Below are 17,148 nucleotides of genomic sequence, written 5' to 3'. Positions count from 1 at the left end.
TCCAAATTATAGAAAAAATATTTCAGCGAGGGGCATTATAACCAGCCTTATCGACTCGCACTAATACTCACCGTCAACATAGAAAGGCGCTTAACTGCGTAAAACCACTAACCCAACAATGCTTTGGCAGTATCACTGAACAAAATCTGAAAAAAATCTCGTGTATTTCACGCCAAGCAACAACTAGCTATGGTAAGATCGCAAAGTAACAACACTGTAACCTAAAGCACATATAACTATTTATGCGTAATATAATATATATATAATTACGAATTAATAAATATAATCACGACTAAATTAAATTAATGCATTCATACGGAAGAGGCAGTCATGAATAAAAAAAGGCTTAAATCCATAGCAGTAATCAGCGGCATTAGCTTGTCAGCTATCGGCCCCCACGCCCTAGCACAAGAGAAGTTTGCCCTCGAAGAGGTGATTGTGACGGCCCAAAAGAAGGCTGAATCACTGCAGGATACGCCCATTTCACTGACTGCCTTTGGCAGTGAACGCCTTGAAATTGAAGGTATTAGTAGTTTAGGCGACATCGGCTCTAAGGTTCCCAGTCTCACTATTGAGCCATTTCCAATCAATAACGCCACGTTGCGGATATTCATTCGCGGCATTGGTATTTCTGATGCCCAAATAACCCAAGACCCACCAGTAGGCATATACGTAGACGGCGTTTACATTGCCCGCTCTACCGGCACGGCCTTGGATGTTGCAGATTTGGAGCGTATCGAAATATTGCGCGGCCCTCAGGGCACGCTCTATGGTCGTAACACGACCGGCGGCGCTATTAACCTGATCACCAAAAAACCAACCACTGACACCTTTGAATTTAAGCAAAAGCTGACCTTCGGCAATCGCGACCTCTTTACCTCGAAGACCATGGTCAACATTCCCCTGACGGACACTTTGGCCGTTAAACTCGCGGCGCTGCAAACAATGCAGGATGGCCATGTTGCCAACGACGGTCCCGGTGGCGATTTTGGCGACCGCAATGTCGGCGGCTTCCGCTTTGATTTACGCTGGGATATTAGCGACACCCTCGCGCTAGACTACGCCTACGACAAATCTGATTTTGACTACTACAACAGCCAGTATCAGCATGTTCGAAAGCGCACCCCGATCTCGGGGAGCCAAGCCGATTTGGTAGACGCCAGCGCCTACAGTAGCTACTCACCGAGCCGTCAACAAAGCGTCTCGACTATCGCAAATTTTGAACAGTCATCAACTGATATAGAAGGTCATGCCTTTACCCTCACAAAGGAATTTGATCACGTTCAATTGAAATATATTGGCGCCTTCCGTGAGCTTTACGACCAATCCTACGCCGACCTCGGCGGTGGCAAAGGCCTAGAGCCCGGCCAGGATCCCCATGGCAATGGCAGCACCAGCAAAAAAGTCTTCCGTTTAGATTCCAACGAATATTGCGGCCAAGCAGCAGAGTTTGTGCTTGGTGCTGGTCAATGCACCCCACTGGTCTACCCCAAGGTTTCTCAAGAGCAGTTTTCCCATGAGCTGCAATTGAGCGGCGACGCCTTCGAAGGCAGCGTGGACTATATTGTGGGCGCGTATTATTTTGAAGAAACCGCGCAGGAAGATAACACGCCCCTGCACCACCAGCTGAGCGGCCCTATAAACCTCGGCCTCCCCTCGCTGTCAGCCATTCCCGGTATTGGCGCCTTACTAGGCGGCATTACTGATCCACTAACGACTTTCCGCGCTGTCAATATGCTCAGCCAGAAATACGACATCGACAATAGTGCGGCCGCTATTTTTGGGCAGTTTACGTGGACACCCAAAATACTGGATGAACGCCTTCACCTCACCTTTGGCGCTCGGCATTCTGAAGACGAACGTAAAACGGTTAAGTTCCAGCGGGATATGACGATCGCCGAAACTGCCCTGACCGCAATTGACGTGTCCTTTGTGCAGTGTGGCAGTAACCCACTCAACGCCGATTGCCGTAACTTTGACAGCATTCCCGCGTCGCAAGACTTCAGTAATGACTCGTTCAGTTTTGTGGCAGAATATGACATTACCGACGACATCAATATTTACGGCAAGCGCGTTGAGGCCTATAAATCCGGCGGTTTTAATACCCGCGACCCACAAAAAGACGGCAATCAAGGCCCCGCAACCGACGGCAATGATTACGGCTTTGGCTATGCAGACGGCTTTGACGCCGAATACGTCACCTCCTATGAGCTTGGCCTCAAGAGTGAACTGATGGATCGCCGTCTACGGATCAATGCCAACGTCTTCTTTAGCCAATACGAAGATATGCAGCTAAACTTCATCCTGACTGGCACCGTCGCCGACACCAAGGTCACCAACGCCGGTGAAGCAGAAATGTACGGTTTTGAAACCGATATTACTTTTATGCTGACCCGCGATCTTCTGCTGATGGCCAACTACGCTTACCTTAATACCGAGGTAACCAAAGCGACAGACATAAATGGCAACGATGCCTCAGATAAGTTTGTGTTCTTCTCTGCACCGGAGAACTCCTTCACTCTGTCTGCTGATTACACTTTGTTCCAAGCCGATTGGGGCACCGGTAGTGCGAATATCAGCGTGAACTATATGGACGAGCGCAACGGTGGCTCCCGCGCTGAAAATGTAAAGAATACGCATTTGCGCCAGTACGAGTTAGTGAATGCGCGGCTTAGCTTAAGCGACATCGCCTTTGCCGACGGACGCCTCGGTGCAGGCATATGGGCGAAGAATCTGCTCGACACGGAATACGAATTAACCGCCGTCGACAATCTACCCCAAGCTGACCGCTCAGTGATCTGGGGCGAACCGCGCACCTTCGGGCTTGATGTGTTTTACGAGTATTAATCAACACTAATAAAAAAGGCTGCTTCGGCAGCCATTTTTATGTACTGCAAACAGATCATTTACCGTGTAATGGCTGCCACGCACAATTTGCACTCGGTAAAGCATCGGCACACGTGCACGTAGACAATAAGATGAATAGGTAGCCCCATGACGACAACAGCAAAAACCACCGCCAGCAAGCCCCGTAACAGCGGCGATATTCAGCACTGGGACATCGACACCGACGTTGCCATTATTGGTTTCGGCGGCGCCGGCGCTGCCGCCGCGATAGAAGCCGCCGACGCCGGCGCCAAAGTCACTATTTTTGAATTAGCCAGTGCCAGCGGTGGCTCCACGGCCCTGTCTAGCGCTGAAATCTATATGGGCGGCAATGGCGGCACCCCCGTCCAAAAAGCATGCGGTTATCACGACGATACCGAGAATATGGTGAACTACCTGAAAGCCTGTTTTGGCAATCAGGCCGACGACAATAAAATTCGCGACTACTGCGAAAACAGTCTCAATCATTATCAGTGGCTCACCGGTCTTGGTGTGCCCTTTAAAATGAGTGAGTTAAAGGAGCGGGCGATTATGGCCTTAACCGACGACTGCCTGCTGTTCACTGGCAATGAAAAAGCCTACCCCTTTACCGAGCACGCCACGCCGGTGCCCCGTGGCCACAACCTCGAAGTAGAGGGCGACAACGGCGGCCCCCTGCTAATGAAGATTCTCACTGAGGCGGTACAAAGTCGCCACGTAGAGGTCCACTACGATAGCCGCGCACTGACTTTAATTAGCAATGACAAGGGTGAAGTTGAAGGCATCGTAGTGCGCATCGATCAACAGGAAAAAACCGTGCGTGCCCGCAAAGGCGTCATATTATGCGCAGGTGGCTTCTGCATGAACGAAGCCATGGTGCGTAAATACGCGCCCACCTTTGACCGTGGTCTAATCCCCATCGGCAATCCGGGCGATACCGGCAGCGGCATTCTCATGGGCATGGGTGTTGGTGCGGGCACCACCAATATGCACGAATGCTTTGTCAGCCTGCCGTATTACCCGCCAGCCTCACTTACCTTCGGTATTTTAATCAACGACAAGGCCCAACGCTTTATTAATGAAGACTGCTATCACGGCCGTGTGGGCTACAACGCATTAATGGCCCAGCGCAATGCCCAGCGTATTTACTTTATTACCGATGTTGAAGGCTATGGCGACTACGAGAAAATGAGTTATCTCGGCGCACAGGTGGCTGGAACCGGCGACAGCGTAGTCGAGTTAGAGCAAGAGTTGGAATTACCCGTAGGCAGCCTGCAACACACCGTGAGCGAATATAATGCTGGCGCCAGCGAAGGCAAAGACCCCTTGTTTCACAAAGCGGCGGCATGGCTCCGGCCACTCACACCTCCTTATGTCGCATTGGATTGCACCTTAGGTCGCGGCCCCTTCTATCCGTTTTTTACCCTCGGCGGTCTAGATACCCTAGCCAGCGGCGAAGTGCTTAATCCTGACGGCGACGTTATTCCCGGACTTTATGCTGCGGGTCGAACCACCGCTGGAATACCACGCACTGCCGCTGGCTACGCCAGCGGCATGTCAGTAGGTGACGTCACCTACTTCGGTCGTCGCGCAGGCATTAGCGCCGCACAAAAGTAATTAGCCACTCTCACCTACTGCGTCGCTCTCTGGAGCGGCGCAGTCACTCCGCAAAATGTTGCCTCTCCCGAGCAGCAGCGTCGTTATTCGTTACCTATACAGTCGAGAATTCTGACGAAACGGTATTGTTCCTATATAGTTCAAGTACTTGAAGTGGACTTTTGTCACGACAACGGCAAATTACCGCGGTGCACCAAGCATGTTGATATTTGCAATTTTGCCAACAACTGATTGTTAGCTTACTTTATGACCAATAGCCACAACCAAGAAACCGATCAAGTCGCGATACGCACGGAACAGCAAGCACTCCAAAAAGCGGGTGGCCTGCACTGGTTTCACTGGCTTGTGGTTTGCTTGTCACTTCTGTTAACGCTTGGTGTCTGGCAATACTCCCGTTTACAGGTACAAGACAAAATAGAAAACCGTTTTGAGCGCGAGGCAGACCAAGTTATTACCCTTATATCCGAGCGCCTACAAAAGTACGAAGACGCACTCTGGGCTGGAGTCGCGACCATCAGCTCTCACAAAGGCAGCATAGACAATCAGCAGTGGCAGGCATTTGCCACCGAGCTGCATTTACCCGCTAAGTACAAAGGCATCAATGGCATTGGCGTCATCCACAATGTGCAAGCCGACAAGCTCGACAGCTACCTGCAACAGCAACGTCAACTCCGCCCCAATTACGCCATACACCCCCAGCACAATAACGACTATTTACTCCCCATAACGTATATCGAACCCGCTAAAGACAATTTAGCGGCGGTCGGCTTAGACGTCGCCCACGAAGCTAACCGCCTAAATGCCGCCTTAAAAGCCAGAGATAGTGGCCAAGCGCAAATTACTGGCCCCATTATCTTGGTACAAGACGCCGAAAAAACACCGGGCTTCTTATTCTATGCGCCCTTTTACACAGACTTGCAAAACGACGACTTAACCGCGAGACGCAACAATTTTGCCGGCATGGTCTATGCGCCGTTTGTTGTCCACAAACTCATGCGCGGCACATTAGAAAAAAGCCGTCGCCAAGTCGGCATTAGCATTAGTGATGATGGTGACTACCTCTACGACGAAAACACCGCCAATGAAACAGACTTCGACCCCGAGCCACTCTTCACCAAAACCTATCCAATCGATGTTTACGGCCGCCAGTGGCAAGTAAATGTGTGGTCAACCAAAGCATTCCGCACGGAAACCCAAAACGCGCAGCCGACCCTGATACTCATTGGCGGTATTTTTATCGACACAATGCTGCTCAGCTTATTTCTACTACTCTCACGGGCAAATCGACGCGCCCTGCTGTTTGCCGAGCGCATGTCTGAGAGCTATCAATACAAAGCGCAAGAGCTGCAAAAATCGGTAGTACGTCTTGAGGCCTCCAATGAGGAATTAGCCCAGTTTGCCTTTGCCGCCTCCCACGATCTTCAGGAGCCACTCCGTACCTTGAGCAATTTCAGCGAGCTTCTGGAAGAGGAACTCGCTGGCAAGGAACAAAGCGAACGGGTCTTGCTGTCCGTTAAATTTATTAGTGAAGCGGCCGAGCGCATGCGCAACTTGGTCTTTGGCCTAATGTCTTACAGCCGCATAGGTCGCGAGCCGACACTCACGCAAGTAAATTGCAACAATCTAGTGGCAGACGTCATTGCCGACTTAGACGCCGCTATCGACCACAGCAATACCAATATCAGTATTGCCAAGCTACCCACCATTAGCGGCTTTGAAACCGAGCTGCGCATGCTATTCCTAAACCTCATTAGCAATGCCCTTAAATTCAAAAAAGCCGACACTAATTTGCAAATAGATATTGTCTGCGTTGATAAAGGCAAGGACTGGTGCTTTACTGTCAGCGATAACGGCATTGGCATAGAGGCCGAATATCTCGACCAAATTTTTATGATATTTAAGCGACTCCACAGCCAAGACGTCTACCCTGGCAGTGGCATTGGCCTCGCCAACTGCAAAAAAGTAATCAATTTACACGGCGGGAAAATCTGGGTGGACTCAAGTTTGAACAAGGGCAGCACCTTCAGCTTTACCATACCCAAGGTGATTACACTATGACGAACAAGCTTGAGAAAATCATATTAATTGACGATAGTGGTGCCGACAATTATTACCATCAGATGATCGTCGAGAAAGCCAAGGTTTGTAAAATGGTCACTGCCTACGACCATGCAGGTGATGCCCTAAACATGCTTGGCGACGCAGTCAAAAAAAATCAGCGCCTACCCGACTTAATATTTTTAGATATTAACATGCCCGTTATTGACGGCTGGGAATTCCTCAATCGCTACGAAGGCATTGTTCCTCAAGACCTCCGTCACCCAGTGATTATCATATTGTCAACCTCGGTAAACCCCAGCGATCATGAGCGCGCGGAGTCTCACCCCTCTGTCACCGCGTATTGCAATAAGCCGCTGTCGGCAGACAAACTACGAGACATTGTCGATCAGTATTTTTCTTAGTCCTTGGGGCTCGAATAATGAGATTTGTCATTTCGCTTGCATAGGCATGGAAACATTGTCACCACGTGACCCACCATCTTCAAATATTTTTTCTACCAAGTAGATACCAGCCGCCACCAAAAAAACTAGCGCTCCGGCCGCAACAGCGCCCGTTGTCTTAAGAAAGCTAAAATGTTTCTCTGCAACTTCGTCTACTTCAGAAAACAAATGGCTATGCCCTGCTTTATCACTAAAGCAATTTTCATTTACCGCCGCAATGACCAGGGCCTCATGTTTACCATTAACAAAGGAAACTTGATATGACTTGCCAGGCACTAGCGGTGGCGGACTGTTCACTGTTGGTTGGTAAGCTCGGGTAGTTGTACAAGCGCTTATATTAAGCGCCATGACCAAAACAATGACTCTAGATAATAGAGGCCTTGTGATTCGCATATAAAATCCCTTTTGTTGCCGCATACATCCATTCCTACTTAATATAGGAGGAGCTACACCCGCGCAACAAAGAAAATTAATGCGTCAAAATTACAAACCTCCGGTCGAAGAAGCGCTATAATCGCCACCACCTTAGCACCCCAAGCTCAAAAGCAAAAAGCCCGCACAACGGCGGGCTTTAGCTGTAGGTCGAGCTGGGTTTTAGAATAACTTACCCAAATTCATTAATCGGGTTTCACCGTTGCTGTCATCAACGCCATCGTTATCGTTCACCATCAGTAAATCGCCATTGGCTAACAAGGCCAAACCTTCGATTTTCTCGGTAACAAGACCACCGGTGGCTTTCATATCCGGCAATACGTCGCGAACCAAGGTTTTACTTACCATGGCATCCTCGGCGAGGCCAGTCGTGTCGAACTTGTACAAACGTTTAATTACCGCGTCTGGCCCGCCCTGATTGTCCCGTTCGATCACCACGAACTCGCCACCGCCTAAGGCCGTAATTTCCGATAAGCCGACCCAGCCACCATGTTGAGATTCCGGCGCATCAAGTGGGTAAAATAAGAAGCTCCAGCTTTCAGCGGCAATATCATAGATACCAATCCGCACCGCATCTTCATTTTGCCAAGCGCGCTGGAAGGCGACATACAATTTGCCCTCGTACTCAGCTACCCCCTCAAAACCATTTTTCCGCTGAAGCAAATTCACCGCTGCTGGCAAAGTCACCGCCTTTTGAATAACACCATCGGCGCCGGTGTTAATTAGCACATTCCTACTCGCAACAGGCCCATCAATCTGGTTGCCCTTGCCCTCTGATGCAATCCAGAAATCGCCATCAGCCAGTTTAACGATGCCTTCGGGGTCGATATTAACCGTCTTATCATCGTTCACCGCACCGCCAGGCAAGGTACCCAATGGCAAATTAGCCAGCACATCATTGCTGTCAACAATATAGGTTTCGGCGGCAATCACCCCAGGCTGGAGGCTAACATCCAAGGTGAAAATGCGATTTTTCTTGTAGTAGCTGTCATCCACGGCATAGACCAGGGTGCTATCCGAAGGGTCGGCAGACAATCCTGACAAAGCGCCCCACGATATTGGCGAGCCATCGTCTCGGTCCTTGGACACGATTGTAGGGTAGCTGGCCGCTGCCGTACCGTACTGATATATATTCAAGCCGGAACGGATTGCAGCGCCGCGGTCGTCTTCTTCACTGGCGGCAATGAGTAAATTGCGCGCGGGAATGGCCAAGGCGCCCTCAGGACCAACGCCAGCGGGAAGCACTTGCTTGAATACCGGCTTGGTAAAATCAGCCACGTCGTAAACAAACACCACACTGGCCCGCTCAGAATTAACAAACAGTAGCTTATCTTCGCCAAACACGCCGAATTCTGCATTTTCTGGCTCATTCCCTTTCTTGCCCGAACGCGACTCAGGGTAGTGACCAATGCGCGCGGTAAGTTGGTCTAAGGTATTGCCAGCCTCGTAAACCACTTCGCCAGCTGTATTGAAAATGCTAAAGCTGCGGCTGCCACCGTCAAGATCGCCTTCATTGGCAGTAACAAAGTAATCAGTAGACAACCAGCTCACACCATCAGGCTCACGCAGCACGGCATCGAGACTGGCATTTTGATTAATCATGCCGTCTTTGCTGGTATCAATACCGCTTAACTCAACGCTACCGGCGCTAAATTCCGTCACAATGCTGCCATCGGCTAAATTAACTAAAACGATATGATTGTTTTCCTGCATTGAGACAACGGCAATATTATTGGCGTTGATATCAACAAATTCTGGTTCTGGATCTGTGGGGTATAAATCAGCCAGCCCTGTGAGACCCACGGTGCTGCTGGCCCAGTCAGCGGGCGCTCCGCTTAAGTTTACCACCACCAACTTGCCCGCTGGCATTTGCGGCAAAGCGCCATCATTAAGATCTTCGTCACGCTCGTTTTCGATCACCACGGCGGCATAGCTGCCGTCTGGACTCACCGCCACCGAGTCTGGCTGACCGCCAACATCAATTGAGTGAACAATGCTGCGAGTGGCAATATCCACGACAACTAGCAAACCAGAAACACTCACAAAATCGCTGCTGGTATTAACCCCCACCAGCGCATAATCACCTTTAACGGCTACCGAAGTCGGTTCGCCGACGAGCGGTAATACCCCCAAGCCCGTTGGCGCAGCGGGATTGGTAATATCGACAAAGCCCAGCTGCGCTTTAGGGCTGTCGGTATAAACAAGGGTCATGCCGTCAGTGCTGGCAGCGACAATTTCAGCCGCCGTAGCGTCATCGCTATTGCAGGTCGCGTCGGTTTGCATGCATACCGGGTACACTGCGATGCGATTAAAGTTTTTTTCAGCGCTGGCTTGCGACGCAGGCGTTTTATTGTTGTCACCGCCACAAGCAGCCAGAAACAGAGGCGTTGCCAGTGCAATCCCCCACGATAATGCTGTTTTTTTAAATTGCATGAATCCTCCGAAAATGCGAAAAATTAGAATCGCTAAAGATTACGGAGGAATTGCGACAAAACGCTGACAGTTTTATGTCAAGAAGATGGCCTTTATATGACGCTGACCGCGCCTACTGATCTGGCTGCCAGCGTCATTTGGCTAAGCGCGGCTAGTCCTTAAAGCCGCTAAGGTGTTTGGCTGCTTGATACGCAAAGGTCATCGCCGGTCCCAAGGTTGAACCCGGGCCAGGGTAAGTTGGGAGTACTGCAGCACTGCAATTTCCCACTGCGTACAAACCCGCAATAGCACTGCCATCGTCTTTAAGCACTTGGGCATCCGGGTTAGTCGCCAAGCCGCCCTGGGTACCAAAATCGCCAGCCTCCAATCGCATAGCGTAAAACGGTGCCTCGTCGATTGCGCCAAGGCAGGGATTTGGCTCAAAGCGCGGATCGCCGTAGTAGCGGTCGTAAGCCGAATCGCCACGTTGAAAATCGAGGTCTTTACCGGTTTTAGCAAAGCCGTTCATTTTGCCTACCGTTGTCTCTAAATTGTCAGCGTCGATGCCCAATTGTTCAGCAAGTTCGCGCACGGTATTCGCCTTGCCCACCAACTTCGTTTCAAACCATTCTTTGGGTATGGTCCAATCGGGTTTCAATGAGGCCGTCATCAGCGGGCCAACGATATAGTCGCGGCGAAAACGAGCATCAAATATTTGATACATTGGCGAGCAGGGGGCAGCCTCGGTGTGCTTTTTGTAGAGGTCTTTCTGAAACGCCATATAATTTTGCGACTCGTTGGCAAAGCGCTCACCACGCAAATTGACAATACACGAGCCGGGGTAGGACTTTTCCATCACACTTAGGCGAGGCGCTGGTTCACCGGGCACCGACACGGTCGTACACCACCAGGCGCCATCCATTAATCGGGTTGCCGCGCCCAGCTTCAGGCCAGCCTGAATGGCATCACCCGTATTGCCCTCGACGCCGCCACTCCAATCGCTACTCGTGGGCGCGGGCAGGTACTGCTCACGCATCTGCTGGTTGCGCTCAAAGCCGCCAGCAGCGAGAATCACGCCCTTGCGCGCCTGCACGCGCATAAGCTTGCCGTCACGCTTGATGATCGCGCCGACCACGCGGCCATTCTCTTCAATTAGCTCCTGCATCGGCGTGCTAGCCCAAAGTGGTATATTGCGTTTTTTAACCGAATACCAAAGTCTCGCCACGCCCGCCGCACCGGTACAAACATCGCGCCCTAGGCCGTTGCCTTTGATTAACCACGCAAAATCCAACGCCCAGCTGGCAATTAACTTCATGGTTAATTTAATCCAGCCAGGTCCTTGCAGGGTCAGCAACGCCGCTTCTACTTGAGTGAAATAAATGCGACTAAACAAGCGCATCATATGATGTGAGGGGCGTAGACGTTTAACGTCGTCGCCCAGCAATGATGAGTCAAACCGCGCGGGCTCCATTGATCTATGGCCGGTACGCGAGCCCTCAACATTGGTGTAATAGTCTGGGTAATGCTCTAGAGTTTCATAGCGAACATCACTGCGCTCGTGTAAGAAATCGATCATTTTTGGGCCATTACGTAAATAGCTGTCGACCATCTCCTCTGGCACCGCCCCCGGCGGAGTGGTGTTTAACAGATAGGCTTTGGCATCGTCAAAGCTGTCGTTGGCCCCCGCGGCTTTGGCGTAGCGGTTACAGGGAATCCACACCCCTCCACCTGAGGTCGCGCTAGTACCGCCGATCTCCGCTGACTTTTCAACAATCAGTACGTCGGTCACGCCCATCTCGTAGCTGCTCAAGGCGGCGGTGAACGCGCCGTTGCCGCTGCCAACAATTAATACATCTACGCTGTGATCCCAGCTTGTCTCAGTCATTATTATTTCCTGCGTTCAATCTAAAATCGCGATGGCATTTTCGGTGGTATACGCACCGACCAGCTTGATTAAGGTATGTCATTGCCGTATCGGCGATATAAAGCCTGTCATTGCACTATCATAAACGTCTATGGGGCAATAGCTCTATCATCCGTCTGCAGTACGCGACAACACCCATGACGACTCGCCACACATCGGGTAGGCTAAGCAGAATTTGACGACGACAGCCCCGTATCAAGGGATCCCATATTATGACAACACTGTATAACACCTTTCTGGAGCGAGCGCTGGCTCAACACGGCTCCTTAGCCGCCATTGAAGATCAGCTGCCTCGCGTCCTCAGCGAGAAAGAGCTGGGCGCAATTCCGGACAAGCAGTTTTTAGCCGAAATGGCCGCGTGCGTGTTTCGAGCGGGTTTTGTCTGGCGGGTAATTTCACTGAAATGGCCAGGGTTTGAAGAGGTGTTTAATGGCTTTTTACCAATTTGGGTAGCGTCAAGATCGCCAGAAGAAATTGAGGCCATGGCTAGCGACAAACGTATTGTGCGTAATTTAACCAAGGTTAAATCGGTTCAGGACAACGCCTTGTTTATCCTCGACATCCAGCGCGAACACGGCAGTTTTGGCAAATTTTTAGCCAGCTGGCCAAGTGACGATATCACCGGATTGTGGGCATATATGAAAAAACACGGCAGCCGCCTTGGCGGTAATTCTGGCCAGTATTTTCTGCGCTTTAGTGGCAAGGATACCTTTATTTTAAGCCGCGACGTCTGCACCGCGCTGCTAAGCGTCGGCATCATCGACAAGACCCAAGTCACCGCGCAACGCGATCTAAAAAAGGTGCAAATAGCGTTTAATGAAATGCAGCAAGAAAGTGGCCGCACGCTGGCCGAATTAAGTATGATTTTAGCCCTATCAATTGGGCCTCGCTAATCGCGCAATAGCGCAGTAAAGATAGCGAAGACTCGGCCTTCGCTATCTTTGGTCTAACTAATTAATGCGCGTGCGCCACAACACCAACCTGCGGCATATTCGCCAAACCAATATCCCGAGCATGCTCTTCGAAATCTTTGTTCTTCCAAAAGAATGCCCCCGGCATGGTGGTAGGCACAACTAAAACATAGAACAGGCAGCGACCAATCAGTGCCGTCGCCATGATCGAACCACACAATAATGCGCTAGCCACCAACGTCACAACACCAAGTTCAGCACTGCTTAAAAGCGCTGCGGCAAGAACCAGATTAGCGAGCGTCAGTAGATTGCGCAGCATATAACTCTTACCAAACAAGGTGCATTGAATATAATGAGACACGCTGCCTTCGTTATTCGCCTTGTCCATTGCCAGACCGTGACGCCACAAACCAACACCTTCTAAAGCAGCACCAATAACAATACTCACCAGGCTCAGCTTCAGTATCGCCAAGCCATCGCCACCAATTAGCATGAGTGTTGGCACACCAATGACACCCAGCACAACACCGCCCAAAGTAAGCGCCGTACCCAAGAAGGCACTGCCGGTCTGCCAGTGATTCCAGAAGGGCCGCGCAGGAATACGGTAGCAGCGATACATATAGTATAGGCCAACAGCGCCTGCAATCAGCGCCAAATAACCCGTTGTCGCTGCCACGGTGGGAAAGCTATCCCACTCACCCAACAAAGCAGTAAACACGCTGTTCTCCGGCAGCATCGCGAGTAAATGCACGCCGGCAAAGACCATATACAGAAGCATACCCAAGCCTTCACGGCATACAGGCGAATGACGCAAATTATTAAAGCCACGATAAAAACGCCATGGTTTACCAAGGTGCGTCGCCGACATCAACATCCCCAGACCAGCAAGCCCGACTGTTACGGCCATGAACGGGATATACATTACGGAATCCCGAAGGGCAATAATGCTTTCAATACCCAGCTGCGCGCCAAGGAAGCTCAATAAAAACGCACCTAGCGAGGTTTGGCTAACAAGGGTAAAGATGACCAAGGGATTCTCACGTGAGCTAAGTTTGCCCAGACTCCACTTTTTCTCCACGCCTTTCTTCTGATCCACCACCGGACGATATTGACCGTCGTCACCCTTGTGATATTTCACCTCCATACCATCTGGGCGCGTGACCTCATCAGGCATGTTTTTAATTTGTTGAAAGCGAATATTGGGGTGAGTAATTTCTGGGTCAGGGAAGCCAGGAATACTCGTTTTACCCTGTTCGCGATTTTCTGGAAGGTCATCGACAACGCCAAAATTCAGGGCATTGCCCAGGCACGCCGACACGCAGGCCGGTTTTAAATTCACTTCCAAGCGGTCTACACACATATTGCACTTAGAGACCTGACCTTTTATGGGGTCCAGCTGAGGCGCGTTATAGGGACAAACCCACGTGCAATAGCCACAGCCAAAACAGGTTTCTGGGTCTTGTAGCACCGCGCCGTATTCCACGTGTTTGGTATAAGCGCGTGTGGGGCAGCCTTTTAAGCACACCGGATCATCACAGTGATTACAGGCCATGGAAATATTCATGCGCTTAAAATCAGGGTAGGTGCCACCCTCAACATAGCCAACCGAGCGAAAGCTGATGTGCGCCGGGTTGTCATTTTTCTCGCTGCACGCCGCTTCGCAGGCATGGCAGCCAATGCAGTTATCCGCTGTAAAATGAAAAGCGTGCTGCTTATTACGATTGGGGTTATTACCCACCCCCGGTTCTTCATTGATAAACATTTCCCGACCAGCGGGCAACGCGCCGCCGGTACGGGCGATGAGATCGATGGGTGCCTCGTAGTAATTTACCTCCGGTGCTGTTGGCTCCTTAAGAAAGGCATAACTGGGTTCATCGTCTCTAACTTTCCACATATTTAAGACCCTTTGTCGAACGCCTCGCACTGCTGGTACTAGGCTGCTCTAAAAACAATATGACAAACTACAAAGTGTTCTGCGCGACTATACGCCGCGCTAATTAATACGCTCGGCGCTCAACATTGAGCCGCCCCGCTTCTTTCTGATCGATCTGCTCAATGCGCACAGCACACTGCTTAAACGCCGGCTGGCGGGAATAAGGGTCCAGTAAGCCCAAGGACAAACGATTCACGCAGTCGTGATAATGCATCGGGATAAACACCATGTTATGGGGCACCCGCTGGGTTAGCTGAACCATTACCACGGCATCACCGCGCTTAGACACCAGGCGCACATAGCTTTGATGTTTAACGCCCTGCTCCCGCGCCGAATCTGGGTTCATTTCCATATACGGTGTTGGGCTAAACTTATTTAAATTACCGATTTTCCCGGTCTTGGTGCGGGTGTGAAAATGTTCAATTACCCGCCCACTGTTTAACCAGAACGGATAGCTGTCATCGGGTACTTCGTTATCTTCGATATAATCCATGGCGAGCAAATTGGCTTTGCCATTCGGTGACGGAAAAACGCCATCGCTATACAAGCGGGGATTACCGGTGTCGTCGCCTTCCCGCATCGGCCACTGGATCCCACGCTGACTTTCAATCAGGTCATGGCTCATCCCCGATATATCGAGGTTGCGCGTCGCTCCCTTAGAAAGCAGCTTCATCTCATCAAAAATATCTGAGGTACTGTCAGGGAAGCTCATCGCCTGGCCGCGCTCAAAACGCTTCGCCAATTCATTAAAAATCCAGTGATCAGCCTTGGCATTGCCCGGTGGCTCAACGAATTTACGCACTAAATTCACTCGCCGCTCGGTATTGGTAAGCACACCCTCCTTTTCGCCCCACACCGCAGCAGGAAAATACACATGGGCAAAATTAACGGTTTCACAGTCTTTATAGCCGTCTTGCACCACCATGAATTCCAGCTTTTCTAAGGCCTTTTTAATCCGAGGCTGGTTGGGCATGGACGTTAAGGGGTTGGTGGCGACAATCCACAAGGCTTTGATCTCGCCAGACTCAATCGCTGGAAAAATATCAGTTTGCTGGAGGCCCCGCTTGGCAGGGAAGAAGCTTTCGTCGATACCCCAAAATTTAGCCACCTCGTCGCGGTGCTCTTGCTTCTCAAGGGCGCGGTAGCCGGGCAAACCCGAGCATGAGGACCACTCCCGCGTACCCATGGCATTGCACTGGCCGGTAATAGACAGGCTAGTGCCACCGGGAATACCAATATTGCCGGTAATCAAATTTAGGTTGTTAATACCGCATACACCGTCAGTACCATGAGTACTCTGGTTAATCCCCATAGTCCAGATGCTCATCGCCGACGGCGCCTTGGCATAAATTCGGGCTACGTTTTTAATCATATCGGCATCGATACCGCAGATTCGCGAGGCCGTCACCGGATCGTATTTGGCAACGGTTGCTTTCAACTCATCAAAACCATTGCAGTGGGCTTCAATATACGCCTCATCTTGTAGACCTTCGGCCAAAATAACGTGAGCAAGCGCATTCAATAGAACAAGGTCCGTACCGGGTGTAATCGGCAAATGAATATCGGCAAACTGAGCGAACATGGTGACCCTCGGGTCCACCACAATCAGCGGGAATTTGCGTTTTTCCAGCGCCTCTTTCAAGCGCCAATAAATAATAGGATGTTGCTCAGGCAAATTGGAGCCAAAGGCCATTAAACAGTGGGTGCTTTCAAAATCGTCGTAGCACCCTGGCGGGCCGTCTGCACCAAAGGAGCGCTTATAGCCCGAAACTGCAGAGGCCATGCACAAGGTCGTATTGCCGTCGTAGTTATTGGTGCCGATCACACCCCGCACCAATTTACCTAGCGTGTAAAATTCCTCGGTCAACAATTGCCCAGTAGACACTACGGCCACGCTGTCGCGGCCGTATTTTTCCTGTATGCGCATAAATTCGGCGGCAGTTTTATCCAGTGCGGTGTCCCAGCTAGTGGGCTGAAAAGCATCGTATATTTTATTGCGAATCAACGGCTCTACGCCGCGCCCAGCGCTATCACTCAGCTCGTGCTCAAAAATGCCTTTTATGCACAGTTTGCCCTGATTGACGGGCGCATTTCCCTTGCCACGACTGGTCACTGGTTTGCCTTCGGCATTTAAACCAACCTCAATTGAGCAGCCGGTGGAGCAATATCCGCATACGGCGTATTTCCACTCGACAACTTTCTTATCAGTGATTGTGATTGGTTTTCTATTCTTACGCCCAAAGATCATCTACATCGTCCTCCCTCACCGCAGCACTAAATTAGAGCACGCGGACAATTACAAGCCGCCGCCAAGCGCACCATTATGGTGATTTACGGGCTATTTACGGCGCTATCTAACTAATATCTACAAGAACCGTGCCAGTTAACTAAAGGCCTACAAAAGAGCAGCGCCGCGGCACAAATCGTTGGTAATATTTAGTCAAACACGGGTGTTTGAGCGCAAAAGGACAAGTGCAGACCGAGCTACTACGGTAGTGATTGGCGTAAGGAGTGACTCATTTTACGAATAAACTGACAGCTGGGACGGGTATT

General features: G+C 50.7%; 10 protein-coding genes. 5 read left to right on the top strand and 5 right to left on the bottom strand.

Annotation, left to right across the window (positions count from 1 at the left end):
* Nucleotides 1-330: 330 nt before the first annotated feature.
* From HNQ57_RS05640 to HNQ57_RS05625, 4 genes are all read left to right on the top strand, one after another.
* On the top strand, nucleotides 331-2,847 hold the full coding sequence (locus HNQ57_RS05640; RefSeq protein WP_184461634.1) for a TonB-dependent receptor: 2,517 nt from the start codon (nucleotides 331-333) through the stop codon (nucleotides 2,845-2,847).
* A 147-nt stretch (nucleotides 2,848-2,994) separates the two neighbouring features.
* On the top strand, nucleotides 2,995-4,482 hold the full coding sequence (locus HNQ57_RS05635; RefSeq protein ID WP_184461633.1) for an FAD-dependent oxidoreductase: 1,488 nt from the start codon (nucleotides 2,995-2,997) through the stop codon (nucleotides 4,480-4,482).
* 246 nt (nucleotides 4,483-4,728) lie between these two features.
* Nucleotides 4,729-6,540, top strand: a complete 1,812-nt coding sequence (locus tag HNQ57_RS05630) for a CHASE domain-containing protein (protein WP_184461632.1) — start codon at nucleotides 4,729-4,731, stop codon at nucleotides 6,538-6,540.
* Nucleotides 6,537-6,944, top strand: a complete 408-nt coding sequence (locus HNQ57_RS05625; RefSeq protein WP_184461631.1) for a response regulator — start codon at nucleotides 6,537-6,539, stop codon at nucleotides 6,942-6,944. The genes HNQ57_RS05630 and HNQ57_RS05625 overlap by 4 nt, the downstream gene beginning before the upstream one ends.
* Nucleotides 6,945-6,971: 27 nt before the next feature.
* On the opposite strand, the gene HNQ57_RS05620 is transcribed toward HNQ57_RS05625, so the two are convergent.
* The 3 genes from HNQ57_RS05620 to HNQ57_RS05610 form a co-directional block, all read right to left on the bottom strand.
* Entirely contained in the window at nucleotides 6,972-7,400 is a 429-nt protein-coding gene (locus HNQ57_RS05620; RefSeq protein WP_184461630.1) for a hypothetical protein, read from the bottom strand.
* A gap of 177 nt (nucleotides 7,401-7,577) precedes the next feature.
* Entirely contained in the window at nucleotides 7,578-9,848 is a 2,271-nt protein-coding gene (locus HNQ57_RS05615) for an esterase-like activity of phytase family protein (RefSeq protein ID WP_184461629.1), read from the bottom strand.
* Between the two features lie 151 nt (nucleotides 9,849-9,999).
* A complete protein-coding gene (locus tag HNQ57_RS05610) occupies nucleotides 10,000-11,712 on the bottom strand; it encodes an FAD-binding protein (RefSeq protein ID WP_184461628.1) in 1,713 nt (570 codons plus the stop codon).
* Nucleotides 11,713-11,963: 251 nt separating this feature from the next.
* Between HNQ57_RS05610 and HNQ57_RS05605 the strand changes: the two genes are divergently transcribed.
* The gene (locus tag HNQ57_RS05605) at nucleotides 11,964-12,644 is read left to right on the top strand and encodes a DNA-3-methyladenine glycosylase I (protein ID WP_184461627.1); all 681 of its coding nucleotides are present in this window, start codon (nucleotides 11,964-11,966) and stop codon (nucleotides 12,642-12,644) included.
* Nucleotides 12,645-12,705: 61 nt separating this feature from the next.
* On the opposite strand, the gene HNQ57_RS05600 is transcribed toward HNQ57_RS05605, so the two are convergent.
* Nucleotides 12,706-14,556: a DmsC/YnfH family molybdoenzyme membrane anchor subunit gene (locus HNQ57_RS05600; protein ID WP_184461626.1), complete on the bottom strand. Its 1,851-nt coding sequence runs from the start codon at nucleotides 14,554-14,556 to the stop codon at nucleotides 12,706-12,708.
* Nucleotides 14,557-14,659: 103 nt separating this feature from the next.
* The gene (locus HNQ57_RS05595) at nucleotides 14,660-16,843 is read right to left on the bottom strand and encodes a molybdopterin oxidoreductase family protein (protein ID WP_184461625.1); all 2,184 of its coding nucleotides are present in this window, start codon (nucleotides 16,841-16,843) and stop codon (nucleotides 14,660-14,662) included.
* Between the last annotated feature and the right edge of the window lie 305 nt (nucleotides 16,844-17,148).

The sequence above is a fragment of the Zhongshania antarctica genome, assembly GCF_014202945.1.
In the GTDB taxonomy this organism is placed as follows: domain Bacteria; phylum Pseudomonadota; class Gammaproteobacteria; order Pseudomonadales; family Spongiibacteraceae; genus Spongiibacter; species Spongiibacter antarcticus.
This window is presented reverse-complemented; position numbering and strand designations above follow the sequence as displayed.